Raw genomic sequence first — 26,226 nt, 5'->3', positions numbered from 1 at the left:
AGAAGACCGACACCATCTACCGGGCCGGACTCCACATCGCGGGCACCTCCCTCTGGTCCGCCCACTGATCCAAACGAAACGGCCTAGTAGTTGCAGTACTGAAGGCCAAGGTGGTTCATGGCGTTGCCGTTGTCCACGTAGGGGGCGTAGGTCCACGAGTAGACGTGCAGGGTTTGTCCGGCGCTGTTGTAGTACTCGCTGATCGTGTGGTACCAGTACGGCCCGTAGCCCAGGTCCTGCCCCTGATTGCTCCAGCAGTCTGTCTCGATCCCGTCATTGTTGTAGGGGGAGAGGTCGGGGGCGACCTTGCTGGCGTTGCTGATGTTCTTGTAATACCCGTACACCCCCACGTTGTGGGTGGTGCTCAGGCGGATTCCCATGTCCGTGGTGGACGCGGACGCGGTCGTCGGGGTGATGGCGACAGCGGCGCCGGCGGTCAGCGTCGCTGCCGCCACGATCGTCGCGGCGCGGCGGGTGAGCCGGATCTTCATGTGCTACCTCCGAGGTTTTACGTGAGGCTTGGATGGCTTGGTCGCGTGGTTCTCGTGGCGGGTGCGTGCCGTCCACGACCGTTCGTGCCGTTGGACGTTCCTCGCTGTTCGTCCCTGCCAGCGGGTCCAGGTTGCCCGAGGCGGCCGTGCGGAGTCACGTTTCCCGTACGAACCCGTACAGCCGCTTCGTAGATCCTCCCGGGCAGGTGCGTGTCGGCGTGGGGATGTCGCGGTGACAGGTGGGGCAGGCGCCGGCCCAGGGGGCGAGGAGTAACTGCAGCTCGCGGACGACTTGGTAGAGGCTCAGGCCAGCGCCGCGGCTTTAGCGCACCGAGTCACAGATCACCCACAGTGACGATAGCGGCGAGCCGCCAACCATTGCTTCCTACCGCCAACTGCCACTTCCAGTCACAGCACAGTTCGTGCTAGGCATGACGGCCGCCTTAACTGCGGTGACTTTCCGTATTTTTGTGGTGACGCATTCGGCAAAATCGAGTATTGCTCGCCGCCAGCAGGACCTGCTCGGAATGTGGCGCAGTGAGGCCGCCGGGCGGCGGTTGCTCGTGCTGCTCGATGACGCGGTCCGCGTCGAACAGGTGGTGCCGCTGGTCCCGGCGGAACCCAGCTGCCCGACGGTCGTGACCAGTTGTTCGCCGATTCCCGGGCTCGCCGCCTTGGGCGCCCACCACCAGCGCATGGGCCTGCTCGCGGCCCGCCCATGTCGCCCGCCTAGTCGGCCGCATCGTCGGCGAGGAGCAGATGTGGGCGGAACCGGCCGCTGCCGAGGCCCTCGCGCGGGCCTGCGGCGGTGCGCCGCTGGCTCTGGGTCTGGCCGCCGGCGACACGGTCCTCGTCCCCGCCCGTCCGCTCACCTCCCACCCGCTGCTGACCCCCGCAACCGCCTGCCCAAACGGGAGAGTGTTCCGATGGCCATCGCAGCCGCCCACACCCGGCACTTGCTCGACGAACTCGTCGCCCGGCACCTGTGGAGGTCGACTGCCGCCTCTCTGCCCGAGGCACCCTCGTGAAGGGCGATCCCCGGCCGTTGGAACGGCGCCTGCGCGACCTCCTCGACAACGCGGTGCGGCACGCCCGCACCCGGGCCGCCGTCGCCGTCAGCGCCGGCGGCTCCACCGCCCGCGTGGAGGTGCGTGACGACGGCCCGGGATACCCGTGGAGCAACGCGAGAGGATCTTCGAATGCCTCAACCGGCTCGACGCCTCGCGTGACCGATCCACCGGACGGACCGGACTGGGTCTGGCGATCACCCGTAAGATCGCCCACCGCCACGGCGGCACCGTGGTTCACGGCCACACGCCGCAGGAAGCCGGCGCCTGCTTCCTCGTCGAGCTAGCCGTCCTGCCGGGATGAGGACCTGTTACGCATTGCGGGGTGGCGGCAAGTCTCGGGGTCGGGCGTTGGCGCGGCCTCGCACGTGAGGTCCCGTTCGTCCTGCTCGTGGCTGAGGTAACGGGCAGTGCACTCCTCGGAGCCGAGCTTGCGGCAGTGGGCGAGGGCCGAGAAACCGTCCGCAAACTCCTCGGGCGCGCGGACGACCCAGGTGCCCGGAGGCAGAGACTCCCAGCTGTCACTGTCCACGAGCACGGCGCCGGGGACCTGCTCCCGGAGGTCGGCAAGTCGCTGGTCCCGTTCATCCGGGGCCGTCGTATGGGGAATCTCGGCGAGGTCGGCAATCCAGGTTCCTGTTGCGGACCGGCTGCTCGCCGAAGCCGGGCCGATGTGGACACCCTGGTGGAGGAGTATCAGGGCGGTGGCCGTGGCGATCACGGCCGAGCCCACGACCGCGTCGAGCACCACGATGAGGCGGCGTCGACGACGACGGCCCGGCGCCTGCTCCACCGGCGACCGGACCACGCCGACGGTGGGCTCCGCCCGCGCCGAAGGCCGGCCGAACACGACGGTCTCCGTCTCGCTCCTGACGACCTCGCCGAGCAGCCCTGCGAGTCGGGAGGCCGACGGCCGACCGCCCGGGTCGCGCGCCAGCAGTTCCCCGATCACCTTCGTCAGTGCCCCGCCCTGTGACGCCAGGGGCATCGGCTCCTCGCACACCGCGCGGACGGTCTGGCGGATCGAGTGGCCGAGCACCGGCGTGCGGCCCTCGACACACACGTACAGCAGCATGCCCAGCGCCCACAGGTCGGATGCCGGTCCCACCCCCTCACCGCGAAGCCGCTCGGGCGCCACGAATTCCGGCGATCCGAGGACGTCACCCGTGACGCCGAAGGGTGGAGCACCGCCAGCGGCTCCGAAGCCCGTCAGCACGGCGGACCCGTCCGCACGGATGAGCACGTTGCCCGGTTCGACGCCCCCGTGCAGAACGCCCGCCGTGTGCGCCGCGTCCAGGGCGCCGAGCACGTCCAGGCCGACGCGGGCGGCCCGGGCCGGGGCCAACGGACCGTCAGTCCACAGCAGCTCACGCAGGCTGCGGCCCGTGACCAGTTCCATGACGAGCCAGGGGTGGGACTGCTGGACGAGCACCTCCTGGACGGTGACCGCGTTCACGTGGCGGATCAGAGCCGCCGCCCGGGCCTCTTCCAGCGCCTGCTGCCGTAGGCGGACCGATTCGGCCGGGTCGTCCGCCGTGCGGACGCGCAACTCCTTGAGCGCCACGTCGCGTTCCAGCAAGAGGTCGCGCGCCTGCCACACCGTCCCCGTGCTGCTGCCCAGCCGTGCCATCAGCTCGAAGCGCTCGGCCACGACATCGCCCACGGAATGCTCCCGGATTCGGGTCATGGGACCGGATCATCCCAGAGCGATCCTGAGGTTCTGATGAGGTCCGTCCCGCATCCCGCAGCGGCGGAAGCGACCTCTTCGGCAGGGGTGGAACCCGTGTCTAAAGTGGCCCGCGACGCTCCCGACCGCACCGGACTTCCCACCCCCGGCTCCCGTACCGACCGGGACGACGCGCCGCAGGATTCGGAGGACCGGCGCCGCGGGGACGTCGTCCTTTGCCTTCAGTCCCACCGCTCGCGGCATGCGGGACTGTGACGTTTCTCATGCCCGACCACCTCGACCGTTCGAACTCGGAGAGAGCCACCCCGTGACAGCAATTCGGGATCGCTACATCGATACGATCCGCGCGCTCGCCATCGTCCGAGTGATCGTCTACCACGCGCTCGGGCTCGGCTGGCTCACGGTCCTCTTTCCGTCGATGGGCGTCATGTTCGCCCTCGCCGGCTCCCTGATGGCCGCGTCGATGAACAAGTCCGGCCTGGTCACGGTCGGCCACCGCCTCCGCCGACTGCTGCCGTCCCTCTGGACGCTCGGCACGGTGGCCATTGCGGTCATGCTGATCCACGGTTGGACGGCCGGGGACGGGACATCGCCGACCGACCCGAAAATGCTGTTCTGGATTCTTCCGCTGAATTCTCCACCTGCCAGCAACTGGGGCCAGGAGTTCGTCGGGGTGCTCTGGTACATCAGCACCTACCTGTGGTTCGTCCTGCTGTCCCCGGTACTGCTGCCGCTGTTTCGCCGCCTCCCGGCGGTGATGCTCGGCCTTCCATTCCTGCTGGTCTACGTTTTCAGCCAGAATTCCTTCGGAATGAGCGACGCGATCACGGGATCGATCACCGATTTCTGCACTTACCTGGCCTGCTGGCTGCTGGGTTTCGCCCACCGGGACGGCATGCTTCGCGAGCTGAAGTGGCGGGTGGTGCTGCCGATTACGCTGGCCGCGTTCGCCGTCGGCGGCTGGCTGGCCTGGGCCCACCGGGAGGAATCCAACTTCGACCTGACCGTGGATTCCATGGCCAACTGCTACTGGTCGTTCGCGTTCGTCCTGCTGCTGCTGCGGTGGCAGCCGAAGATGTCCTGGCCGGCCCGCGTGCCGGCACTGGACCGGCTGGTCTCGCTGCTCAACGCCCGGGCGGTCACGATCTACCTCTGGCACAACCCCGGAATCTTCTTCATCGCCCTGCTGCTGGCGCAGTTCGAGCTGGACAGCTCCACCGCCGGTGGCGCTGTCCTGTTGATTCTCGGCACCCTCGTCTGGACGGCTGCGGCCGTGGTGCTGTTCGGATGGGTCGAGGACCTTGCGGCACGCCGACGCCCGAGCCTGCTCGCGGGTGGCGGTGGAGCGCGGCGGACCACGGCTTCCCCGCCGGCGGTCCGGGCGCCGATGGCCCGGCATCGAGCCTCACGCAGCTAACACCGTTGGTCGCTGAATGTGAATCGCCTCCTCCTTGCTTTCCGAGGAGCAGTTGGAGGCCGGCGATCGCATAGTCCTCCTCGAGAATGCAGCAGAGCAGGTCGGCCGGCGCCCCTGGCGAGCGTCGGCCGACTCTGTCGTCCTGACGCTCCAGTTGGCGGGAGTGACGGAGAATTTGCTGAACTTGTCGGTGTGGTGGTCGAGGGCCCCGAAGCCGACCTGGCCGGTGGTGTAGGAGGCGTCGCCGCCCGGCTCATGCAACGGCGCCGCTCGTCGGCGCGTCGCGCGCCGCCGCCTGTCCGAGGGCAAGCGCGCCCAGGAGCGGGGTGTTGAGCGGGAAGTCTGCCGCTACCAGGTCCGGCGGGTCCGGGACGGCGGCGCCGAGGGCCCGGCGCAGTGGTTGATGCAGGATGTCCCAGGCCCGCACCATACCGCCGCCGACTGCAATGCGCTCCGGGTCGACGGCGACAGTCAGATTCACCAGGTGGAAGGCGAGCTCGCCGGTGAACTCCTCCAGAAGCCGCGACAGCTGTGGATGGCGCGCGGTGCCGGAAAGGAGTTGACGGGCGCCGTCCAGACCGGGGAGCACTCTCAGGGCCTGATCCATGAGGGCCTTGCCGCCGACCGCCTCCTCCAGCAGGATCCGGTCACCGGCCGACCTGCCGACATCGGACACGTGTCGCAGATTGCGCCCGACCTCGCCGGCCAGGCCGTTGTGGCCAATGATGACCTCTCCGCCGACCACGATCGCGACGGCCAGCCCGCTGCCCAGGTTGAGGTAGATCGCCGGGTCGGCGCCGACCAGGGAACCGTACTCGGCCTCGACGCGGGCGGCCGCCATGACGTCGGTGGCCACCCGGACCCGGGCGCCCAGGAACGCCGACTCGAGCCTGCTGCGTACCGCCGGACCGCTCCAGCCTTGATTGTTCGGCGAGAGGGCACCGCCACGACTGCCCAGGACTCCGCGCATCGAGACTCCTACCGCGATCGGCCGACGCCCCGGCGCCACCCGTTCCATCAGGACCCTCGCGGCCTTCACCGCCCTGGTCAGGCAGCCCTCGGCGCTCCGCTCGGCGTGCGTCGACACGACATCCGAGCCGAGCCTGGTGCCGCCCGTGTCGGTTGCGGCGACCGCGATCCGGGTCCCGCCGATGTCGAAGCCCAGCACTACGGGCGATGACACGCGCCTCTCCTCGCACTCGGATGTCGCCGGGGGCTTGCCTCCGCACCCCGGCCAGCCGCCCACAGTGCCACGCAGAGCCTGAGGATCTGATGAAGCCGTCCACTCCCCCGCTGGTGTGGTAGCGCAGCACGATGCCTCTCCGAAGTCGAGAGTTCGCGCTGGAGGGCCTCGTTGGTGCCGATGACGCGTGGAACTGCGAGGTGGGCTCGATGGCGACGACTCGGCCGGTCGGTCCGACGGCATGGGAGGCCAGGAGGCTGAACGCGCCGCGGTGGGATCCGAGGTCGACGAAGGTGTCCCCGGGCCAAACAGGCGGTCGCGCAGGAAGGCGCTCAAGTTCGGCTCCCACTCGCCGAAGAGGTACTGCTCCGACGCAAGTCCCGGCGTGTTGCTGCAGACACCTGTCATTCCCTCAGCGCCGTACCGGGGTCTTCACATTCGCTCGAAGGGTCGGCTCATGCGGAAGCCCCCAGCGGTAGCCCGATCCGGCCGTCGCCAGCAATGGTCCACAGGATCGGGGCCGCCTGTCCGAGAGCTGACGCTCGTTCGTCCAACTCTCCGACTCCTGGTACGTCCCGCAGCCGGTACAGGCGGGCTCGCATGTCGTGGACGGCATCCCGGACCTTGATGGAGCGGACGCCGTCCGCGCAGTCGAGGAAGTCGCTCCAGGAGGCGAGGGCGCCGTCCACGTCGTCCTGGCGGAGCCGGACGGTTCCGAGGTCGGCCAGGACGATGGCGCGGGTTCGTCGGCGGTCGAGGCCGTGGATTTCGAGCGCGTGGTGCAGGTGGTCCTGTGCGCTCGCGTAATCGCCGAGCTGAGCCAGGATCATGCCGGCTTCGTGCGCCCAGCGGCCGATGCTGTAGTGCGAGGCCCACGAGTCGCCGGGGGCGCCGGTGGCGCGTTCGATGGATGTCTGCGAGCTGGCGAGTGAGCGGGTGGCGGTGGGCCGGTCGCCGTCCAGGGCAGCGGCGTTGGCCAAGGTGGCCTGGTAGTAGGCCCACCGCGCGGGGGTCGTCCAAGTTCTTGGCCTGGTTGACGCAGTCCTCGGCTATCCGGACGGCGGTCGCGCGGAAGCCGAGGTCGATGGCCTGGACTGCCAGGCCGCGCAGGGCTGTTGCGGCGAGTTCGGCGTCGCCAGCCTCGGAGGCCAGCCGGCAGGAGTGCGCGTAGTACTGCTGGGCGGCGTCCTGGTTGCCCTCGTCCTGGGCCATCCAACCTGCCAGGTGAACGAGTTGGGCGGTCGCGGCGAACAGTTCGCGGCCGACGGCCTCGGTCCAGGTGCCGTCCAGCCACTTGGAGACGTCCTCGTGGAGGTAGCGGACGGCAAGGTGCCGGGCGTGTCCGCCTCCGAGTTCGGCCGCCGCGTCGCCGAGGGACTTGGTCATCTGGCGGACGGCTGCAACTTCGCCCCGGCCGACCTGGACCTTCCCGCCGGCCTTCAGGCGGACACGCCGCAGCAGGCTGTCCGGGTCAGGCAGCCCCAGGGCCGCGAGCGCGTACGCGCTGGAGGCGGCCACGAATCCCCGGCGATCCACCACGTCCCTCCGGCTCAGCTCGATGACGGAATCCACGGTATCGCCCGAGGCCGGATCGTCCGGATCGGTTGGCGAACTGCCGCCCGACTCCGGTAGCCGCAGTTCCAGGACCTCGATCAGGTACGGCAGCCAGTACGTGGGGACTCGGCCACCGAGTCTCCAACGTGACACCTGGTCACGCCCCGGACCGGCGGCTCCCTTGCCTTCGGCGATGCCGAGTTCGCGGCCGAGCCGGGGCTGTGACCAGCCCCTTTGCTTCCTGGCAGCTCTGATCAACGTCCCGGTCGGTGCGGTATCCGCTGACACGGCGCCCCTCCCCTTGGCCGACACGGGCCGACAAGTGGCTGACGACTGGCCTACACCCTGGCAGCTTCTGCTCCTGCCTGCCCGCCATGTACTGCGCGGCGACCGGCAGCCTGCCCGCCCTTTGCCTCGCGGCGGGATCGACATCCGGCAGGCCGAGCCTCGGCTCGATCTCCCGCCGAGTTGGCGGGGAGTCATCTGGCCACGGATGTCACAACGCGTAGTCGTCAACGAGGTGGTTGCCCGGTTTCGGTCGTCGGCTGCCCGGTTTCCTTCGGGGCTTCCACCGGGAAGTGGATCGGGCTGAGCAGGTACTGCGCCCGTTCGGGGCCGGGCGAGTTGGCCAGCCTTGGCACGATGGCCGCGCGCAGCTCGCCGATCAGCTCCGTCAGTTCCGTGGGGCTGAGCCAGAGGGCGTGCTGCCGGTAGCCCACCTGGTCGGCCACGGGGTCCGCCTCCTCACGGTCGAGGTAGGCATTGAACTCGGCCAGCAGGGCGGTCATCGCCGTGGTGAACGCCTGCCGATGGTCCTCCGGGGTGAGCGCGCGGACGGCCTCGGGCCCGACGACGGCCCGGTCCGGTCGCAGCCGGTAGTGCCGCTCCACCGCCCCACGCACCCTGTGCTCCTCGGCCACCTCCAGGATCCCGCCGCTCACCAGTAGATCGATGTGGCGGTAGACGGTGGCCTTGGAGGCTTCCGGGATGCGCGCGCACAGCTGTGCGGTGGTCAGCAGCCTTCCTCCGCCCATCGCGTGCACGATCCGTAGCCGGATGGGGTGGGCGAGCAGTTTCAGGGAGTCCATACCCAAACCTTCTCACAACTGCTACCATTCTCAATTATGCGAATGGATGAGGATGGGGCACTGGAGGTGGCGCGAGGCTTCGCCGCGCTGCTGCGGGCAGAGCATTTCGACAAGATCGCGGAGCTTTTCGCGCCCCCGCTGCGGGCCATGGTCTCCGCCGAGGCGCTGCAACTGGCCTGGGCCACCGAGGCCGCCGGCCACGGCGGGATCCGGGCGGTCCGGGAACCGGTGATCGAGGCCGGCGAAACCGACCCGATCCGCGTGCGCATCGCGGTCACCTGCGCCGACGCAGGCTTCACCGTGGTCACCTCGGTCGGCGGCGACGGCCTGCTGCACGGGCTGCGCCTCGATCCGCACGACGGCGCCGTGTGGCAACCACCGCACTACGCACAGGAGGACCGGTTCACCGAGCGGGAAGTCCTGCTCGACACCGGGCCACTCGCCGTACCCGGCACACTCACCCTGCCCGACGGCCCAGGACCGTGGCCCGCCGCGGTCCTGCTCGCCGGTGGAGGGCCGTTCGACCGGGACGGGACCAGCGGCCCCAACAAGCCGCTGAAGGACATCGCCTGGGGACTCGCCTCCCGCCAGGTGGCCGTGCTGCGCTTCGACAAGCCGACCTTCGCGCACCCGGACCGCCTGCCCTCCGACTTCACCATGGCCGACGAGTACCTGCCGCCCGCCCTCGCCGCCGTCCGACTGCTCCGCCGGCAACCGGAGGTGGCCCCGGACCGAATCCATCTGCTCGGCCACAGCATGGGCGGCAAGGCGGCACCCCGGATCGCCGCCGCCGACCCAACGATCGCGGGCCTGGTCCTGCTCGCCGCGGACGCGCAGCCGATGCACGAGGCGGCCGTCCGGGTCGCTCACTACCTCGCGACCCTCACCCCCGGCCCCAGCGCCGACGAGGCGGTCGCCGCGCTCACCCGGCAGGCCGCGCTGGCGGCGAGCCCCGAACTCACGCCCGACACACCGCCCAACCTTCTGCCCCTGGGGTTCTTCGCCGCCTACTGGCTCGACCTGCGAGCCTACGACCCGGTGGCCACGGCGGCCGCACTGGCCTGCCCGATGCTGATCCTGCAGGGCGGGCGGGACTACCAGGTGACCGTCACCGACGACCTGGAACTCTGGCAGCGCGCCCTGGCGAACCGGCCCGAAGTGGCGATCCGGATCCACCAGGACGCCAACCACCTCTTCTTCACCGGCAGTGGCCAAGCCACCCCAGCCGAGTACGCCAGGCCAGGACACGTCGCCCCGGCGGTGGTCGACGAGATCGCGACCTGGCTGGCGCGACAGTAGCGGAGGACAAGGCCCCGTCCGGACCAAGTCTGCCGAGCCCACAGCGGTCACCCCCAGCCACACATGTAGCCGGCCATCCATGGGGAATTCCTGGCGGCCGCTCCCAGTGGGGAGGCGGACGCGACGATGGCCGGTCAACTCGACAGTGTGTCGGGTTGACCGGCCGTTCTGATGTTGGTGAATGTCGACGGCGGCAGGCACATCGGCACCATCGTCACCAGCCTGGTCGACAACGTCGACGCTTCACTTCACACCTGGAAGCCCTGGATGTCCGATGTCGTGCTCGTGAAGCCGTTGGTCGAGATAACCCTCACCTGAAGCGGTGTCCCCGGAGGGAACTGGCTTCGGTCGATCGTGATCATCGGGTTCTTCAGGCCGACCCCGACGGTCTGCCAGGTCCGTCCCCCATCAGTGCTGACCTGGGTGGCGAAGGTCTGACCGTCCTGCGGAACCGGGCCGAAGTCCAGATCCAGCCCGACGTTCCCGTCCTGCGCCGTCGTCGGACGGGCGCCGCGCAGGATCGGGGGCGGGGCTCCGGGGCGAAAGGTGTCCACGACCTGTCCGCCGACGAGCAGTTCAACGGACGCCGGGTTGGTCCCCACCGGGAGGACCGCGTCGATCAGGCCGGTGCGGTCCTGCCCCGGGTCCGGGTCGGACGACAGTTTGACCGTGACCGGGAAGTCCTGCGGCGGTGCGCCGCCGGCCTGCTGGATCCGGAGGACCACCGGGACTCCCCCGTCCGGGCCGGCGCCGTCCGGCTGTCCGGCCGGGGCCGGCTGGGCCGGCTGTTGGGCCGCCGCCGACACCGGGTTGACGAAGCGAATGGCACCGACACGTTGGGTCAGGTCGACCGTCCCGATCACGCTGACGAGTTGCCCGGCGTCGGGTCCCGCTCCCCGTGCCGCTTCGTCGGCCGCCGGTGTCGGGGCCGGCGCGGTGGTGACCGAGAGTCGCGGGAACCGGTCGTCGGGGCGGCCGCCGCTCGGCGTGGTGACTCTCAGTTCGGGGGCGGCCTCGCGGAGCGGAGCCACTGGGGTGGGCGCCGGGGCGCCGGCTGCGAGGGAGTCCTCGGCCAGCAGGCGCTGGCGGATGCCCTCGTAGGTGTAGCTGCAAGGCCACTGGAGGTTGCAGTAGGTCATGACGTCGTGCCACGGCACCCCCGGCTTGGCGGCCATGGGCAGATTCAGCTGGGGGTCGCCCACGTCGAATCCGGCGAAGCTGTTCGCGTCATCGGCCAGCTGTCCGTTCTGGAACGGGTAGTTCTGCAGGTCGTCCTTCGATTCACCGCAGAATCCCGGGTGCTTGCGGCCGTAGGTGTGGCCGAGTTCGTGCCCGCCGTACCAGTCGGCGTACGTGCCGTCGAAGTCCCAGCCCCAGGTGGCCGCACCGCACGGCGACGAGGCGACGGTGGTCGGGTCGGGTGTGTCGGGTACCCCGGAGGCGCATCCGCGCATGAAGAACCCGCCGTCGGCTGCCTGGCCGATGTAGTGGGTGCGCCGGTCACCGCCGGCGCTGATGTCGAGCGCGCGGATGGCGGCGAGCTGGGCGTTGGTGTCGGTGCATTGGAACGGCGGGGTGGCCATGACGTCGATGACGGCGTGTGGCGCTTCGATGACGTCTGCCACCGGGTAGGCGCGCTTGAGCCAGCTGATCAGGAAGGTGTGATCCACGTCCCGAGGGGTGTAGGTGACCGGGGGGTTCCCCGCGGTCGCCATGGTGTAGCGCAGCCCCAGGACCCGTACGCGAAGCGGCGGGGACGTGTGGAACCACACGGTCGGGCCGCCGGACGACCCTTGGAGCGGGACGTCCGCACCCGTCAGGGTGTCGGTCAGGGAGATCGAACTCACGCTGAGTGCCCCTTCGGCCGTCAGTGCGCGCGGCACGACGAAGTTGAGGCTCAGGCTTGCGTCGGCTCGACGGGTGGGCACGTCCTTGGGGGTGGCTGGATCGAGGGAAACGGTATTGGCCGAGGAAACGGTGATCGGGGGATCGGTGGGCGACCGGAGGAGGGTCACGGTGCCGTTCACGCCGGTGGCGGGGCCGCTCGCGCCGCTCACGTAGGCGCGGATCACGGTGACCTTGCCGGCGATCAGGGTAACGCTGTGCTGGAGGTCCTGAATGGCCTGGGTGACCTCCGCGGCGTCCAGCACGGCGAGCAGCTGAGTAGTCATGACTGACCCCTTGGACGAGCGTTCCGGCTCTTTCAGGTTATGCCGCTGCGGGGCTGTTCGCTGTTCGGCGGCGACCCCAGAAGGGGCTCAGGGGCCAACGCTGCTCCTGGTCGTATGCGTACGCATGATTTCTTCGGTAGGCCGCCGCGATTCCGTCCAGGAACGCCGTGTAGTCGGCGAGCGACGCCCTCGACCGTCCTCCGTCGGCGAGGCAGTCGGCCACGGCCCGTCCCGCTCGGGCGCCGGTGTGCAGTGCGGTGAGGATGCCCTGCGAGGAGAGCGGGTCGAAGGCGAGGGCGGCGTCCCCGGCTGCCACCCAGCCGGGCCCGGCCGCCGGGGTGAGCCGCAGGCCGTGGGCAGGAGCCCAGCGTGGCACGGGAGTTGCGGCCGGACCGTGTCCGGCCAGGCGGCGCCGGACGTGGACGGTGTGGCTGAGCGCGGACCAGAAGCCCTGAGGGGTGCGCAGGGAGGGCGTGGCGAGGTCGGCGTCGGTCAGGTGGGCGACCAGGCGCCCGGCCGGGACCCGGGTGGTGTACCACCAGCCGTGCGGCGCCGCCTCCACCAGGGTGCGGGCCTCGAGGTCCTCCGGCTGCGACCGGGGCCGGTCCGGGAACACCGCGTACGCGGCGACGAGCCGGTCCTGCCGTCGGCGGTGGCCGTGGCGGCGGCCGATGACGCAGCGTCGGCCGGTCGCGTCGACCGTCCAGGGGGCGGACAGCGGCGCCACAGCGCCGGTGACCCGGTCGCGGACGATCAGGCGGTCGTCGAGCCTCTCCAGGACGGTGGCCCGCCGCAGTTCGGCGCCCGCCGCGACGGCCGCGTCCCGTAGAAAGGCGTCGAAGCGGAGCCGGTCGAGGTGCCAGCCGTGCCCGTACGGGTCGAAGAGGTGGCTGCGGCCGTGCAGCGCCGCCGATCCCCAGGCGGCGTACGTGCCGGTGGAGGAGGGGTGGCCGGCGGCCAGGAAGCCGTCCAGCAGGCCGAGGTCGTTCAGCAGCGGCCGGGCGGCGGGCGGCAGGAACTCGCCGATCTTGAACACGGGGCCGTCCGGCGGCGGGGACTGGCCGCCGTCGTCCAGGAGCGCGACGCGGTGGCCGGCCCGGGCCAGGACGAGCGCCGCCACGGCGCCCGCCGGACCGCCGCCCGCCACAACGGCGTCGACGGGTCCGGACGGGCGCACGCGAACCGGTGGGCGAGGGCTCACCGGCTGGGCCGCAAGCGCTTGACCTTGTGGATGAACCCGACCGAGACCTCCTCGTCGGGAGCGTCCGCCATGGTGGCCGCGGTGGCCAGCGCGGCCGCGCCCACGACGGGGTCCGCGCCGCGGTCCACGTGCACGGTGACCAGGTTGCGCCCGGCCGGCGGGGCGAGCTCGGGCGGGAAGCTCACCTCGGACTCCACCAGGAGCTCGGCCGGGAGGCGGGGATCGTCGGTGGGGCCGGGCCGACGCTCGACCACCCCGAGCCTTCCGAAGTCCTGCACCATCGCGTTGATGGCGGCCGTGTAGTCGCGGGGCAGCCAGCGGAGCCAGGTCCGCCGGTTCTGGAACGCGGCCAGGCGGTCGGCCATCGGGCGGGAGGTGTCCATCACCACGTGGTAGTCCTCCTCGGCGAGCACGTGGTTGGGCACCCGGGCCGGCCAGAAGGTGGGCAGGTACGGGTCGTACGGGCCGAAGCCGAGCGAGGCGCCGTACTCATAGCCCGACCGGCAGCTCGCCGTGTCGGTCTGCCACGGCACCGCCATCCACCGGGTCAGGTCGCCCGGGCCCTGGGCGTGCAGCGGGCCGTCGAGGGAGAGCGCGAGCTCCGGCGTCAGCGTCTGGCCGTAGTCGGGAGGGGGAGGCGCCAGCGGGTCGCGGTGCCGCACTCGGAACGGGCCGGTGTACAGGGTGATGTGGCGCATCGGCCAGGTCAGCTCGCAGCCGGGGTGGAAGGCGTCGGCGAGGCAGAACGACAGGGCCGCCCGGTCGAGGGTCCCGGGCTGTTCGGCGAACGGGACGTCGTCGAGGGCGGCGGGCGGCGTGGCCGTCGGGTCGTAGTCGTCGACGAAGTCTCCGCGGGCCCAGCGCTGCAGGAGGCGGTACTGCAACGCGGAGAGCGTCATGTGCTGGCGCACCGACTGGGGCGGCAGGTTCATCGCGTCGCCGTAGACCGCCGGCCAGGGCACCGGTGACATGCCGTCGCGGTCGTAGTTGCGGACGGCGAGCCAGATCTGCCGGCGCAGCTCCCGCTGGACGGGTGAGGGGTCGGCCAGCGCGGCGACCCGGGCGGGGTCGAGGAGGAACTCGCGTCCGCCGAAGCCGAACTGGGTGGCCAGGCCCTTGTTGACCCACTGCAGGCCGGACAGCCGGCGCAGCACGGGCAGCACGTCACGGGTGAACGAGACCCGCGGCGGTTCGGGGAGTTGCCCGGCGCTGAAGAAGGAGTCGCGCACCAGGTCGTACATCGTGCGTACCGAGACGAGTTCGGGCGCGTAGTTGGGCGGCGCGGTCACCACCCAGCCCGGCTCGACCGGGACGGGCCGTCCGTCGATGCTCACCTCGGCGGTGACCGGGCCGTCGGAGGTGTCGTCGTACCAGCCGTCGTTGTTGGCGAAGGTGTCGGCGGGAGTGCCGGTCGACGAGGCCGAGACGCCGTGGCCGCCGAGGAAGATCAGCCGGCCGCTGTCGTCGGTGCGCAGCTCCCCGAGGTAGACGGGTTTGCCCATGAAGGTGCCGGTGTCGAAGCGGTACTCGGGCTTGTCGGAGCGGTTGCGGCCGCGCACCGAGCGGGGGCCGGGGTCGATGACCAGGAGGTCCTTGCGCTGGTCGGCCTGGATCTTGGGGTTGCGCAGGTTGCTGGCGTCGGCCTGGTTCGCCTCCGGAATGTCGAGGGCGATCTGGAACTGGTACCAGGCCGCCTTCGAGTTGGCGACGTGCACGGTCCAGCGCAGGTCGGCGTTGTCGGCGGTCAGTTCGGCGACCGGCTCGCCGGCGGCGTTGTAGCCGTAGACCCGGAACCGGACGGCCTGGCGCTTCAGGGCGCCGGTGGCGTCCTTGTAGCTCCCGGCGGGCAGCGGGGCGGGATCGTCGACCTCGGGGGCGAGGACGAAGTCGTCCATCGTGCTGTCGCCGACCCGGGCCACGCCGATGGCCGGGTGCACGGCGGCCCGGACGATCCGGGTGTCGCGGGCTGCCGGCGGGGTGATCTGCGGACGGGCGGGGCCTGGCTCGGCCGTCGGGACGCCGTTCACGTCGCGGCGCTGTTCGGCCGAGGCCAGGTACACCGTCCTGCGCACCTCGGCGATGCTGCCCACCGGAGTGTGGTCGGCGAGACCGTGCCACGGGTTGAAGGCGAGGTTCTCACCGTACGCGGCCTGGCCGCGGGCCGTGACGCCTTGCTGCTGGAGGGTCAGCCGGGCCACCTTCACGGGGGCGCTCTCGGACTCCTCCCACCGCACGGTCGCCCGGTCCAGCGGCATCTTCTCGTCGTCGGTGCGGAACTGGAGCATCAGGTCGAAGGCCGCCGGACCGGCCTTGAGCCGGTGGGCCAGGTCGGCACCGAGGTAGGTGGGGTCCTCGTCGGGCGGGGTCGCCGCCGAGTCGCCCGGCTCGCAACCGGCGGGCACCAGCTTGTACTTGACGAAACGATCCGGTCCGAAGGCGTAGGGGAGCACACCCCAGTAGGTGGCGGTCAGCACGCTCGGCTCGAACTTGGCCATGGCGTCGAGGATCTCGCGGGTGACCGGATGGGCTTCCAGGTACTTGTCGTAACTGCCGTCGATGACACCGGCCTTGGTGAACTCGCACATGTCCTGGGCGGTGTCGACGAAGAAGACGTCGAAGTTCTGCAGGAGCAGGTCCTGGGTGCCGGCCTCGGTGTAGCCCTCCAGCAGCTTCGGGCCGGGCACACCGAACAGCTTGATGCCGATGCCGAGGGTGGTCTTCAGGTCGGGAAGGCCCGGCACGGTGTCGCTGGAGAACCGCACCCACGCGGTCAGGCCGCCGGCCTGGGTGCGGGCGCTCTCCAGGAACCCGACGCGCAGGTCGGCCGGCAGGTCGTCGGCGACCGTGAGCGTGCCCCGGGCGACGCCGTGCGGCTTGAGGAACACCGGCCGCTTGACGGGGTCCTGGCCGCGGGCCATCCGGACACCCTGGGTCATGTCCACGAACATCTGCTTCAGTGCGCCGGCCGCGTTCTCGGCGCAGCCGGGCAGGGGTGGCGTCCCTGCGGTGTCGTCGAAGGGTTCGGGGGTCCGGGTCATGCTGTGCTCCCGTCGGTGCGGTGGTGGGTCGGGGTCGGCAGACCGTCGCGGTCGACGCCGCTCGCGGCTTCCGGACCCCGGTCCAGCGTGCGCGAACCTTCGGGGGGCGGCGCGCCGAAGTACGCCCGAACCGACCAGGCGGCGGGCCGGGGGCGGTCCGCCTCACTCCAATCGGCCAGCAACGGTCGCCCGGTCCCGGCTCCAGTGACAGCGTCGGGGTGGGCCGGCGCACCGTCGGCGGCCGGCCCACTGCCCCAGGAAAGGAAAGGCCATGACCAGACAAGGACTGCGCGTCACCGTCGAGGGCGACCTGCCCCACAACGTGCTGGAGCGGATCGGGGACTCGGTGCGCAGAGCCGTCCTCGACGAGGTCGCGGAACTCGACCTCGCGCCGCCGCTGCGCGAGGTGCCGTCCGGCAACGCCGGCTCCGCCCGCGACGCGGTGGACGCCCTGATCCACCGGCCGGGCCCGATCGGGATCGTCATGGCGCCGGAGAAGTAGATGGGCCCGGTCGAGGCCGGTGCGGCCGGAGCCGGGACGACGTGCCCGAGCAGCCTGTGCGCCCCGGGCCACCTGCTGCTCGGCATCGTCCGGCCGGACGGGACGGTCACCGCGCTGCGCCGGCCGCTGACGGTGGACGCCGACTTCGCGGCCCGCGCCTCCGCGCCCGGCCTGCGCCCGCCGGAGGCGCGGTTCCGCTTCGCCGGGCCCTGCGTCGAAGCGGCCTGCGGTCAGTGGGAGGGGGATCGGTGCTCGCTTGGTGACGCGGTGGCGCACGCCGCGCAGGAGGTGGGCGCGGACGATCCGGGCGCTCCGCTTCCCCCGTGCGCCGTCCGTTCCAGCTGCCGCTGGTGGCAGCAGAGCGGTTCCACCGCGTGCCGCGTCTGCGACCGGATCGTGCACACCTCGAAAGCGCCCACCGAGACCTCCTCGGTCCGCAAGAACTGATCTCCAAGGCCGCGGGAACGATCACTTTCCTGACCTGAATTCACCGCGTGCCAGCGGACGCTCTCGATCGGGGGGCCACGCCCGCTACTGCGGCAAGCGGACCTTGGTGACCCGTACGGCCCACGGATCGCCGTCCGCGATCAGTCTCCCGGTTTCGACCAGGGTCGCGACGCGCCAGAACAAGGGCATGTCGGCGACATGGTTGTCGCCCATCACCTGACCGACGATGCGGTGGACGGCCAGCCACTCGGGCGTGCTCGCCGCCAGCAGCTGGGCATCGAAGTGTTCGGCGGGCGCCGAGGTCAGGCCGGTGGCCGAGATGACACGGAAGGTCGCGTTCTCGTCCGTCAGCCGCCGCCAGTGCTGCTTGCCGCTCGTCCGCTGCTCCTCGGTGAGCGGCCGTGCGGCTCCCAGCAGGTTCTTCAACTCGTCGGGATCGAGAGCGGCGACCGCCGGCCCCAACGGGCCGGTGACCTCGATGACATCGAAGGAGCGCGTGCCCAGCCGCTCGGTCATGGCCAGGAAGAAGGCCATCTCACTGGCCGAGCGCCGGTCGAACCACACCACGACACGGTCGCCGGTGGCGTCCAGCGCGCGCCCGAACTCCGTGAGTTGGCGTCCAATACGGTTGGCGGCGGCCCCCGCCATGGGGGGAAACGCATCCCACCACCGCACCCGGACCGCCTGTTCGGCAGGAGCGATCGGCCCCCAGCTGAGATCGTCCGGAAACACCAGCACCCGGGCACCAGGACCTTCACCCGACTGGAGAGCGACAGACAGTGACCCGCCCGCCGGATCGCTGGGCACCACATGGACCGTCGACATGAATCCAAGGCTCCCACGGGAACTCGGTCACTGCACGTATAGATGAACAGGCCACCTGCCCCCCACCGCCCAGCGCACCCCCGGACCCCCGCGAGCGACGGGCTGCAGCCGCAGTCCGGTGAAGGCGGTGGGGCCGGGGATCGCGAGCCACTCGCACAATTCGGTGACGCTGGCGCCCAGGTAGGAGGAGCCGAGGGCCGCGATGGCCTGGTCACCGGTCGTCGGTGCGGGGGCGTTCATGAGGTTCGGGGCTGTTCGGGGCCGGGCCGGGCCATCTCCTCGGGAGTGAGGCGCAGGGCTTCGGGCGGGGCGGTGAGGACGTAGGGGCGTCGACGGAAGAAGCGGGGCAGGCGTATCCGTTGCAGTCTCATCGGTCACCTCGGGGCGAAGGGGTGTCGGCCAGCGACTGCTCCCAGCGGCCCGGGTCGCCGTCGTCCAGCAGGTAGCGCGCGGCGCCTGCAGCGGTGAAGCCGGAAGCCGCGCTCTACATCGAGGTCTCAAAGGACCGGGAGCGCAACAGCGATCCGCCGGCTTCGATCCCCATTAGGGGGTTGGCGGCCTTGTGGGGCGGCCGGGCCCTCCCCTTGGGCAGTCCAGGTTCCGCCAACACGGACTGCCCAAAAGGGGTGCCGGCCCCGTCCACCACACGGACGTCCGGCAGGGGCGCGGGCCGGCGCTGCTTGCCCGGCGCGGCCCAGCGGGCGGCGAGCCGTACGCCAGGAGGAGGCGCTGCTCTTCCGCCTTCCCGCCCCGGTCGGGGTGGGTGCTTGGTGTCCGGTGGTGGCCCGCCCGGGTATCCGGTCCACCACCGGGGTCGAGGTGTTCATGCCGCCTGTAGGTGACGGTACGGCGACTTGGCGGTGATCCGTCCACCGGGCGGGGCATCAGGACCCGTACTGCGTCGGCGTGCACGGTCGCGGCTACGGGTACGGGTACGGGTACGGGTACGGGTACGACGGCGGTGCCCGAAGTCGCCGTACTCGAGTGGGGCTCGCCGTCGAAGTCGAACTCCGCCCACACTCGCTTGCCCTCTCCGAGGCCGTCGGCCCCGAAACGGGCGGCGACGGCAGCCACGAGGGCAAGGCCCCGCCCGCTGGTCGCCTCGTCGTCCGCGTCCCGGAGCTCGGGCCGAATCGTGGACGGGTCCGAGACCTCCACCCGCAGTCCGCCGCCGGGCAACGGCACCAGAGCAACCGTCAGCAGCACCTCCGGGCAGTCTCCCCCGCAGCCGTGCACCACGGCGTTGCCCACCAGCTCGGACAGCGCCAGAAGCACATCAGACAGCGGGTCCTCGTCCAGGTGCAGGCCGAGTTCCGGCAGCGCCTTGCGCGCCCAGCGGCGGACGTCGCCGACGGTCTCCCGCACAGCGGCGAACCGCATCAGCCTCGGCACCGCGGCCCTCCCCGTTCGTGGGCCTGGGCGTACAGCAGCGCCGGTCCCACCGGTACTCCTGCCCAGGTCGACAGGCGGCGCTCTTCCTCGGGACCCGCCGCGTGGGGCGAGGCCGGCAGGCTCGACGGGTAGAGCGCGACCGGGACCGGACAGGGACCGGCTTCCGCGCCGTTCTGCGGTGTTCTTCTGCCGCACGAGAGCCGGGTCGGTGCGTTCATGCCGTGCCTCCAGGTGCTCCGCCACCGGGTGGGTGGCGTGGTGGTGGCCGCTGCGAAGACCCGGATGACGACGCGCGCCCCACAGCAGCGACCACCACCGTGGACCGGCACTCACGGCATCGCCACCGCCACATTCCGACACCCCAGGAGACGCCGGGGCCCGGCGAAGCCCTCAGCTGCACCGGAATCAGTGGCTGTCGGTGTTCCCTTGTCCGAGGTCCTGGCGCCGAATGTCCGAGCTGTGCCACGGATTGGACAGAGACCGTCGCAGGACGCGGAACCCGGGACAGGAAACCGGCGCCCAGCCAGCGGTTAGGGACACAGGGGGACGCGGGCGATGGTGTCCCAGGCGTAGCGGCCGGGCTCGCGGCGCAGCTCGACGAGCGCCACGGTGTCGACGACGGTGTGTACGGCGGGCAGGGTCCGCAGGGCGGCTACCGCCTCCACCACGGCGGCGGCGGGCCGTTCGATGGGGTTGTATCCGATCCCGAGGTGGGGGCGGTACTCGTCGGTTGGCCGTCCGCCGGGGATGCCGAGGCTCTGGCCGAGCCGGGTCAGGGCATGGTGCAGGCCGATCAGCGGGCCCCACGGGCCGACCGAGAGCCGGACGGCGCCGGGGGAGCCGGCCAGGGGGCGCAGTTCCAGGGAGAACGGTCGAAGGCGCAGCGCACGAGCGTCGGCGGTGAGCCGGCGGAGCAGGTCGGGCTGGACCAGTTTGCGGTCTCCGACGCGTAGCACGGTGATGTGCAGTCCGCCGGTGGGGATGGGGTCGAGCCCGAGGCCGGTGAGCGCAGCCTGGCACTGCTGGGCGAGGTCGTGCGGGGCGCCGTGTGCGGGGAAGGTGATCATCCAGTAGTAGACCCGCCTGTCCGGGGTCCACCCTGGACGATCCCAGTGGCGGGTCACGCACGTGAGGCCGGCGAACGCGTCCCAGTCGTTGGCCGCGATCGCGTCCATCGTGTCCACCAGTGGCGGGGCCGGCGGGAACGACCGGGCGGAAGGGCGCAGCACGGCCAGATCCTTACACGGTCAGTGCTCTGGTGGCGAGCTGTATCACCGGAGGCAAGGTGCTCCAGCGACGCAGGCGCTCCGCGTACTCGCGCACGTGGCGGCTTGCAGGCCAATCGTACTTGGCGGCCTCGTAGAGTTCGCCCGCGCGGTCCCAGACCGAGCTGATGGGTGCGGTGCGGGCCGATTCCAGAGCCCGCGCGCCGAGTGCCATCGCCTGCTCGACGTCGGGCTGTCCGTCCCGCAGATGGGCCGTAGCCACGTCCAGGGTGACGAGCGCTCGGCTCCACTCCGATCCGGACCGCTGGACGGTGCCGTAGATCTCCTCGCCGTACCCGAAGACCCGCTCCGTCTCGCCCAGCGAGAGGTGCACGGTCATCGCGTTGGCCAGAGTCCGGGCGAGCGAGTACGACTGGAAGGCGATGCAGGGAGTGAGCCCGCCGGGCACGTCGTGCCGCTCCGACAGCACGTAGGCGCGCTCGAGTACGGCGTGCGCCTCCTGGCGACGCCCAAGACGGGCCAGGGCCCTGCCCTGGCCGTTGGACAGCAGCCGGATCGCCTGTGGACTGTCCGGCGCCAGGTCCACGCCCTCCGCCGCGGCCGCGAAGGCATCCTCGTAGCGGCCCTGGTAGTACAGACATAGTGACAGGGTCCCCAAGACCCACATCTCCAGCTCGACATCGCCGGTCCACTGGGCCAGGGTCCGTGCCTCTGTGCAGTATGCCCTGGAGGCGTCGGGCTTTCCGGCGTTGACGGCCATGTAGGCCAGCAAGCCCGAGGCGCGGCCGACGAGACGCATCAGCTCGGTTCGCTGTGCGGGCAGTTGCTGGCCGGACAGTAGGGAGTGCAGTGTCGACCGCACCACGCGGGCCTCGCCGACCAGGCGCTGCGGGCCCTGGGTCTCGTAACGGTCGACGATGCTCGCCACCGACTGGCGGAAGCCTGTGACGACTTCGTCCGGCAACGAGTAGCCGGCGAGCCTCAGCAGACTGTTCTCGATCGCGAGCGGGTCGTCCAGCAGGATCGTGCCTGCCGATGAGGGGATGCCGGACGGCTCGTCGAGGCTCGTCGGGGCGAACAGCACATCCAACGGCAGATCGAACATCTGCTCAATGACCTGTGCGGCCGCTCCGCGGGGAACGTTGTCTCCGCTCATCCAGCGGCTGTAGGTGCGGGGCTGGAGTTCCAAGTCAGAAAGTCGCCGGTCGCTGGTTGCCCTGCCGAGTTCCCTCGCGACGGTCCGGTATGCCGCGGCAAAGGTGTTGTAGGTGCCCCAGTTCCGCCGCCGCGCCAGTTGCTTGATCCTCGGCGCTTCCACCGCCACCCTGCCTTCCGGCCGAACTGTCCGGCTCCGGTCAGCCTCCACGGTATCGCGAACGCCATTTCCCTTCGGGGCTGTTAGGAAATCCAAGGTGCAAGTGATATTGCGGGACGACCGGCCAAGCGAGTGCCCGATTTCGCACAACTGCGACTCTGGCACGTGCCATCGGCCCTGCCGGCACCCCGACACCTGAGCCCGTCCGGCAGAGCCGATCCGGTTGAGAGCCATCAGCACCGGCGAGCTTCAAGCAATGCGGGTGGCCACCCTTAGACACCCGGTCGCCTACCTCGCGTTCCGCTTGCGGTGATGCGCGGCGAGTTCCCGGGACAACTCCGCCGCTCGGAGCTTGGCCAGCCCTTCGGGCTCCTGCGTGATGGCAGGTGATGCCGTCACGCTGCGGGCGCGGGCCGCTGCCGCGTTCACCCGTTGAAGGTCTCGCTCAGGGCTGCCCGTGAAGCCGAGCGTGCGGCGGCGGTCGGCTTCGAGGAGCGCCCGGGCCAGAGGATGGCCGGCGGCTGCGGCTGCTGAAGCCGTTGCGGACTGCGCAGTTGCAGAGGCCCTGCGGGCTTGGTCGTAGGCTCCGGTGATCGGCGCGATCTGATCCGGGGACGCCGGGTACCAGCGGGTCCAGCCGTTCTCGAACTGATCGGCCGGCGTGCTGCCGCGCGGATTGTGCACAGGATCGGAGCTGAGCAGGATGCCGCGCTCCACCATGGTGCCGGCGATCCACGGGGTGTGCTCGGCGAGGACCTGCGCGGCAGCCGGGACGGCGTGGACGGCCGCGAGGAGGAGCGGTGCGTCGGACGGTGCGGCGATGATGTCGCCCGGCGCTCGGGTCGGACGCCGCCCGCGGTCGCGATGGGTCCAGCCGGCGGAGAAGAGCGTGCGGCCGAGCCTGACGACGGCGAACTCGGCCTCCTGGACAGGCTGCCGGTTCCGAGTGGTCGCTGCGGACTTGAAGTGCTGCCCCCAGCCGAAGGCCACCTGCTGCCACGCCCTGGCGGCCACACGAAGGGAATCGGCAGCCGACGTGAGAGCGTCTTGGACGCCGAGGGCCGAGGCCAGGTGCTCACCTGTGTGCTCGAGCAAACGTGCCGACAGAAGGTGCGCGTACGCGGTGTGGTTGGCGATCAGGACAAGGTTGGCGACAGTGACGTCCGGGACACGGAGCGTCGCCTGTCGTGTGATGTGCGCCCCGAGCCACGCGGTCCCGGCGGTGACGGCCTCCAGGGCTTCCTGCTGTGGTTCACCCGGCCGCACCGGGGAGGGAGGGGTGATCACCGCTGTGGTGAGGTTGGCGAGCCCAGGGGCTGGTGATGTAGGACGCGGAGAACTGAGCTGACGTCGGATCCCGATCGCCGCCCGTTCGATCAGGTCGGCCGTACCGACCAGTTGACGCTCGAGCTCGAACCCTCTGGTCTCTCGAAGGTCGGGTGGACACCGCACGCCGAGGTAAGTGGCGACCCATCCGGCCGTGTTGGCGAGATCAGCCGTCTCCGCCATGACGTGACGGGCCACGACGGGAGTGTCCAGATAGGCCCCATAAGGGCTTCGATGTTGCCCGTCGGGACCATGATGACTGTTGAGCAGGTCACTTCCGATCGCCAGCATCCGAGAGGCAAGGCCGAGGTCAAGAGAGACCGGGTCGGGTTCGGGGCTGGCGTAGCACGATTCGATCTGAAGCACGCGCCCGAGCGTTTCCAGGTTGTCCTCCAGGCGGGCGACATCACCTTCGTCGATGCCAAGTGGAGCATGTGCCAGTGGACCAAAGCGCCGGGCGTAGTTGTGCAACAGGCTGCACGTACCCGCCAGGGCTTCCGTCCGCGCCGCATGCTGTCCGGGAGTGCTTCGGATCGACGACTCCGACAGAACGGCAAGAGCGAATTGGAGCCTCGCGGCTGCCGATCCGGTGAAATCGCCCCAGGTCGGCTCCGATGTCATACGGACGACTCCTCGACGGGAAGGGAACTCCGAAGGGCGATCGCCGCATCGCGGCTGTGGAGGGCGGCCATATGGCGATCCCGGATCTGCCGAAGATCCGTGGAACGACGTCCAAGCTCGTCGAGTTCGTCGGCGAGTTCCTCCAAGTGCCCTGCCAGGCGGATGACCCCCTGGTGATCCAGCCGATCAGAGCCCTCCACCGCGGGCATGAGGGGCAGGGGCAGGTAGCAGGTCGCCTCGGTGGCGGAGGAAGCGGCGGCCAAAGCGCCGAGTTGGTCGTACCGGTCGTCGGTCGCGGCCAGATCTGCGAGCGACAGGGCCACGATGCTCGCAACCCTCAGGCTCTCCGCTGCGACCTGCTCGACGTCATCGGACGTCATGGGGTTCGAATTCACAATCTCGCCTTCCCTGTAGGTTGTTCGGTGCTTGAAGGAGACGGAGGTCAACGCTGGCGCGGCCTACGACATGCCTGGGCCGTCACACCCGGTCCCTGACTCTTCGCCTCATCTCCCGCAGGAGCGCCCGGTCGTACCTGGTCGCCGCCGGAGCGCAGGCGGGCCGCCACAGCCGATACCCCGGAGCCCGGTCCTGGCTTCCGAAGGGCGCGGCCCAGTGCCACCAGGCCCGGGATGTCGACCTCGGTGTCCGTCCTCGCCGGAGAGCGGTCCTGGCGGCTGATTCCCGAGGCGAGCAACGCCTCTGCCGTGGGGAGGCGCCCGTGGCTCCACGCAGAGGTGGCGTAGGAGTTGGCCGAGTTGCCGAGCGCGAGGAGAACCTCAGCGCTGGGCAATGCCGTCCGGCCCCGTCGGAGGCGGTCGGCCGCCGACTGGGCCAGCGATGCGATCGTCTCGCACGCGCGGATCGAGACGTTGCGGAGGAACTCGGAGACGCGACGGTCACGGAAGAGCCGCTCAGCGAATTCGCCCGCCTGCGCCGCCAGGCTGCGCCACAGGCGGCCGACCTCCCCGCGAACGGCCCGGAGCTCCTGCCACTCGGGTACGCCATGGAGGGCCGGGGCTTGTCGGTCCGCATCGCGGAGGGCCGCGTTGACGGCATCCGCGCGCCGATCGGCATCGCCGTTCGCGACAACCACCCCTCCCCCACGCGGGGCCGCGGCAACGGACTGCCACCGCACCTGGAGAGCCTGCACATCGGCCTCCAGAACCGCACGCAGATCCTCGGCCGTCCCTCGCTCCGCGGGCACGATCTCCTGCCACGCTGCTGCCACTTCGCCGAGCTGCGCCTTGAGGTCGGGAAGGCTGGTGTTCTCCGTCGCCGACCGATCGGTGGTCGGCTCGGAGTTCCCTTCTTCCGTCCACAGGGGCAACTCGTCCACCTGCGTCGCTCCGCCTCGCGCAAGGACCGTGCTCCCCCCCTCCCTGGGCGGCAACTCCATGCCGGCGGCGTCCGCCTCGGCCAGCTCGTCCCAGGGGTTCAAGTCAGCCACCGGAGGAGCTCCCAGCGCAAAGTCCTCGTGCTCGGACGGGCCCAGTGTGCGCATTCTGCATCTCCCACGAAACGAACCACCTGCGTGTTGCTCTGCGTCGAAGAAAAGTCGTCCAGGTCGAGGACGAACCGAACCCGGTGTAACACGGAGTCCTGCTGGTCAGTCAACCGACGCCACGAGGAGATCTGAAACTTCCTCAGCCAGTCCGCCCCTGACCGCGATCTGCGTCAATCCGCAACCACCCGCCCAACTCCCCGGGTTCACGACCGTCGAACAGCCATGGCATCCACGGTCGTACCTTCGGCTGGCATCGGCCTGATCCTGCCGGCGTTCCAGCGAGTTAGTTCTCGTTGTCACATCAGCCTGGCTCAAACCACGCTCCGGGCAGGAGCTGCGCGACCGCCGCCGCGCTGGCCGAGTTCGCCAGCAGGGAGACCGTTCGTGGTGTCCTCCGCACCCTGCCACGCGCGATCCGAGCGCATGGGCGACCAGCGTCTGGTACCCGTCCCCCGGCCGGGCACGAGGAAGTTCGCGAACCTGGAAGCATGCAATCTGTGGGCCATCGCGTGGCATCAGTTGACGTGCCGTCAGAAGCTGACCAGCGACAGGACGCGTGCCCCACCGGAGGTAAGCGGCGAGGATGGTCGCGGGCAGGGTTCGCGGATGAATGGGAACCTAGAGACCGATACATCCGATGTCAACGGGTCGCACGGCCTTGGTGGTCCATCCGGCCCGTGCCGTCGGGTCGGATGACGGTGCGGCAGTCGGCGGAACTCCGGGCCCCGTGCCGGTCGGGTGCAGTTTTGGTCGGACAGCGTGGACGGCGCCCTGATCCCGGGCTGTGACCGAGGTGTCGGGGCGTCCGCAATCACCGGTTCTCCGCGAACGTGCAGGTCGTCACCGGCACGGACAGCGGGCCCGACCAGCCC

Annotated in this window: 22 protein-coding genes and 1 pseudogene; 6 read left to right on the top strand and 17 right to left on the bottom strand. The window is 70.5% G+C overall.

The window, feature by feature from the left end; all coding sequences use genetic code 11:
• Positions 1-83 precede the first annotated feature (83 nt).
• Both IH61_RS0106525 and IH61_RS46775 read right to left on the bottom strand, forming a co-directional pair.
• Positions 84-491 (bottom strand): hypothetical protein, encoded by a 408-nt coding sequence (locus IH61_RS0106525; RefSeq protein ID WP_031066305.1) that lies wholly within the window; start codon positions 489-491, stop codon positions 84-86.
• A 729-nt stretch (positions 492-1,220) separates the two neighbouring features.
• On the bottom strand, positions 1,221-1,370 hold the full coding sequence (locus IH61_RS46775; RefSeq protein WP_158844709.1) for a hypothetical protein: 150 nt from the start codon (positions 1,368-1,370) through the stop codon (positions 1,221-1,223).
• Positions 1,371-1,476: 106 nt separating this feature from the next.
• Between IH61_RS46775 and IH61_RS50185 the strand changes: the two are divergent.
• A pseudogene (locus tag IH61_RS50185) lies at positions 1,477-1,862 on the top strand (ATP-binding protein).
• On the opposite strand, the gene IH61_RS40455 reads toward IH61_RS50185, so the two are convergent.
• Positions 1,842-3,221 carry a serine/threonine-protein kinase gene (locus IH61_RS40455; protein ID WP_158844706.1) on the bottom strand — a complete coding sequence of 460 codons (1,380 nt, stop codon included), beginning with the start codon at positions 3,219-3,221 and terminating at the stop codon, positions 1,842-1,844. The pseudogene IH61_RS50185 and the gene IH61_RS40455 sit on opposite strands and share 21 nt — an antisense overlap.
• Before the next feature lie 331 nt (positions 3,222-3,552).
• On the opposite strand from IH61_RS40455, the gene IH61_RS0106510 reads away from it, so the two are divergent.
• Entirely contained in the window at positions 3,553-4,662 is a 1,110-nt protein-coding gene (locus IH61_RS0106510) for an acyltransferase family protein (protein ID WP_158844704.1), read from the top strand.
• Positions 4,663-4,915: 253 nt separating this feature from the next.
• On the opposite strand, the gene IH61_RS0106500 is transcribed toward IH61_RS0106510, so the two are convergent.
• On the bottom strand, positions 4,916-5,845 hold the full coding sequence (locus IH61_RS0106500) for an ROK family protein (RefSeq protein WP_037971781.1): 930 nt from the start codon (positions 5,843-5,845) through the stop codon (positions 4,916-4,918).
• Positions 5,846-6,300: 455 nt separating this feature from the next.
• Positions 6,301-6,825, bottom strand: a complete 525-nt coding sequence (locus tag IH61_RS49895; protein ID WP_063763148.1) for a tetratricopeptide repeat protein — start codon at positions 6,823-6,825, stop codon at positions 6,301-6,303.
• Between the two features lie 181 nt (positions 6,826-7,006).
• On the opposite strand from IH61_RS49895, the gene IH61_RS49890 reads away from it, so the two are divergent.
• Positions 7,007-7,477, top strand: a complete 471-nt coding sequence (locus tag IH61_RS49890) for a hypothetical protein (protein ID WP_063763147.1) — start codon at positions 7,007-7,009, stop codon at positions 7,475-7,477.
• A 434-nt stretch (positions 7,478-7,911) separates the two neighbouring features.
• Here the strand turns inward: IH61_RS49890 and IH61_RS0106490 are convergent, their stop codons facing one another.
• Positions 7,912-8,487, bottom strand: coding sequence for a helix-turn-helix domain-containing protein (locus IH61_RS0106490; protein WP_037971779.1), 576 nt, complete (start codon positions 8,485-8,487; stop codon positions 7,912-7,914).
• A 36-nt stretch (positions 8,488-8,523) separates the two neighbouring features.
• Between IH61_RS0106490 and IH61_RS0106485 the strand changes: the two genes are divergently transcribed.
• Entirely contained in the window at positions 8,524-9,786 is a 1,263-nt protein-coding gene (locus IH61_RS0106485) for an alpha/beta hydrolase family protein (RefSeq protein WP_037971777.1), read from the top strand.
• A 248-nt stretch (positions 9,787-10,034) separates the two neighbouring features.
• On the opposite strand, the gene IH61_RS42620 is transcribed toward IH61_RS0106485, so the two are convergent.
• From IH61_RS42620 to IH61_RS46770, 3 genes are read right to left on the bottom strand one after another with little or no spacing between them, the layout of a single operon-like run.
• Entirely contained in the window at positions 10,035-11,957 is a 1,923-nt protein-coding gene (locus IH61_RS42620) for a hypothetical protein (RefSeq protein WP_051836393.1), read from the bottom strand.
• 37 nt (positions 11,958-11,994) lie between these two features.
• Entirely contained in the window at positions 11,995-13,134 is a 1,140-nt protein-coding gene (locus IH61_RS0106475) for a tryptophan 7-halogenase (RefSeq protein ID WP_037971776.1), read from the bottom strand.
• 20 nt (positions 13,135-13,154) lie between these two features.
• Entirely contained in the window at positions 13,155-16,196 is a 3,042-nt protein-coding gene (locus IH61_RS46770; RefSeq protein ID WP_051836391.1) for a LodA/GoxA family CTQ-dependent oxidase, read from the bottom strand.
• 271 nt (positions 16,197-16,467) lie between these two features.
• Between IH61_RS46770 and IH61_RS0106465 the strand changes: the two genes are divergently transcribed.
• Positions 16,468-16,698 (top strand): hypothetical protein, encoded by a 231-nt coding sequence (locus IH61_RS0106465; RefSeq protein WP_031066274.1) that lies wholly within the window; start codon positions 16,468-16,470, stop codon positions 16,696-16,698.
• A complete protein-coding gene (locus IH61_RS42615) occupies positions 16,699-17,145 on the top strand; it encodes a hypothetical protein (protein WP_051836389.1) in 447 nt (148 codons plus the stop codon). It abuts the gene before it with no gap.
• Positions 17,146-17,229: 84 nt separating this feature from the next.
• Here IH61_RS42615 and IH61_RS0106455 read toward each other — a convergent pair whose 3' ends face one another.
• From IH61_RS0106455 to IH61_RS45640, 8 genes are all read right to left on the bottom strand, one after another.
• The gene (locus IH61_RS0106455; protein WP_078910883.1) at positions 17,230-17,970 is read right to left on the bottom strand and encodes a DUF3658 domain-containing protein; all 741 of its coding nucleotides are present in this window, start codon (positions 17,968-17,970) and stop codon (positions 17,230-17,232) included.
• Between the two features lie 236 nt (positions 17,971-18,206).
• Positions 18,207-18,341: a hypothetical protein gene (locus IH61_RS49500; protein WP_267883991.1), complete on the bottom strand. Its 135-nt coding sequence runs from the start codon at positions 18,339-18,341 to the stop codon at positions 18,207-18,209.
• Positions 18,342-18,513: 172 nt separating this feature from the next.
• Complete coding sequence (locus IH61_RS50180) at positions 18,514-19,350, bottom strand: ATP-binding protein (RefSeq protein ID WP_420713851.1); 837 nt, start codon at positions 19,348-19,350, stop codon at positions 18,514-18,516.
• A gap of 542 nt (positions 19,351-19,892) precedes the next feature.
• Entirely contained in the window at positions 19,893-20,591 is a 699-nt protein-coding gene (locus IH61_RS0106440) for a 2'-5' RNA ligase family protein (RefSeq protein ID WP_031066261.1), read from the bottom strand.
• 10 nt (positions 20,592-20,601) lie between these two features.
• Positions 20,602-21,912 carry a tetratricopeptide repeat protein gene (locus IH61_RS0106435; protein ID WP_051836387.1) on the bottom strand — a complete coding sequence of 437 codons (1,311 nt, stop codon included), beginning with the start codon at positions 21,910-21,912 and terminating at the stop codon, positions 20,602-20,604.
• Between the two features lie 279 nt (positions 21,913-22,191).
• Positions 22,192-23,850 carry a hypothetical protein gene (locus IH61_RS46765; RefSeq protein ID WP_158844701.1) on the bottom strand — a complete coding sequence of 553 codons (1,659 nt, stop codon included), beginning with the start codon at positions 23,848-23,850 and terminating at the stop codon, positions 22,192-22,194.
• Entirely contained in the window at positions 23,847-24,230 is a 384-nt protein-coding gene (locus IH61_RS0106425; RefSeq protein ID WP_031066252.1) for a hypothetical protein, read from the bottom strand. The genes IH61_RS46765 and IH61_RS0106425 overlap by 4 nt, the downstream gene beginning before the upstream one ends.
• Before the next feature lie 62 nt (positions 24,231-24,292).
• Positions 24,293-25,297 (bottom strand): hypothetical protein, encoded by a 1,005-nt coding sequence (locus IH61_RS45640; RefSeq protein ID WP_158844696.1) that lies wholly within the window; start codon positions 25,295-25,297, stop codon positions 24,293-24,295.
• Positions 25,298-26,226 lie beyond the last annotated feature (929 nt).

The sequence above is a fragment of the Streptomyces sp. NRRL WC-3742 genome (assembly GCF_000720635.1).
Classification (GTDB): Bacteria; Actinomycetota; Actinomycetes; order Streptomycetales; family Streptomycetaceae; genus Kitasatospora.
Note: the sequence above shows the minus strand (reverse complement) of the source record. Positions and strands in the feature narration are given on the sequence as shown.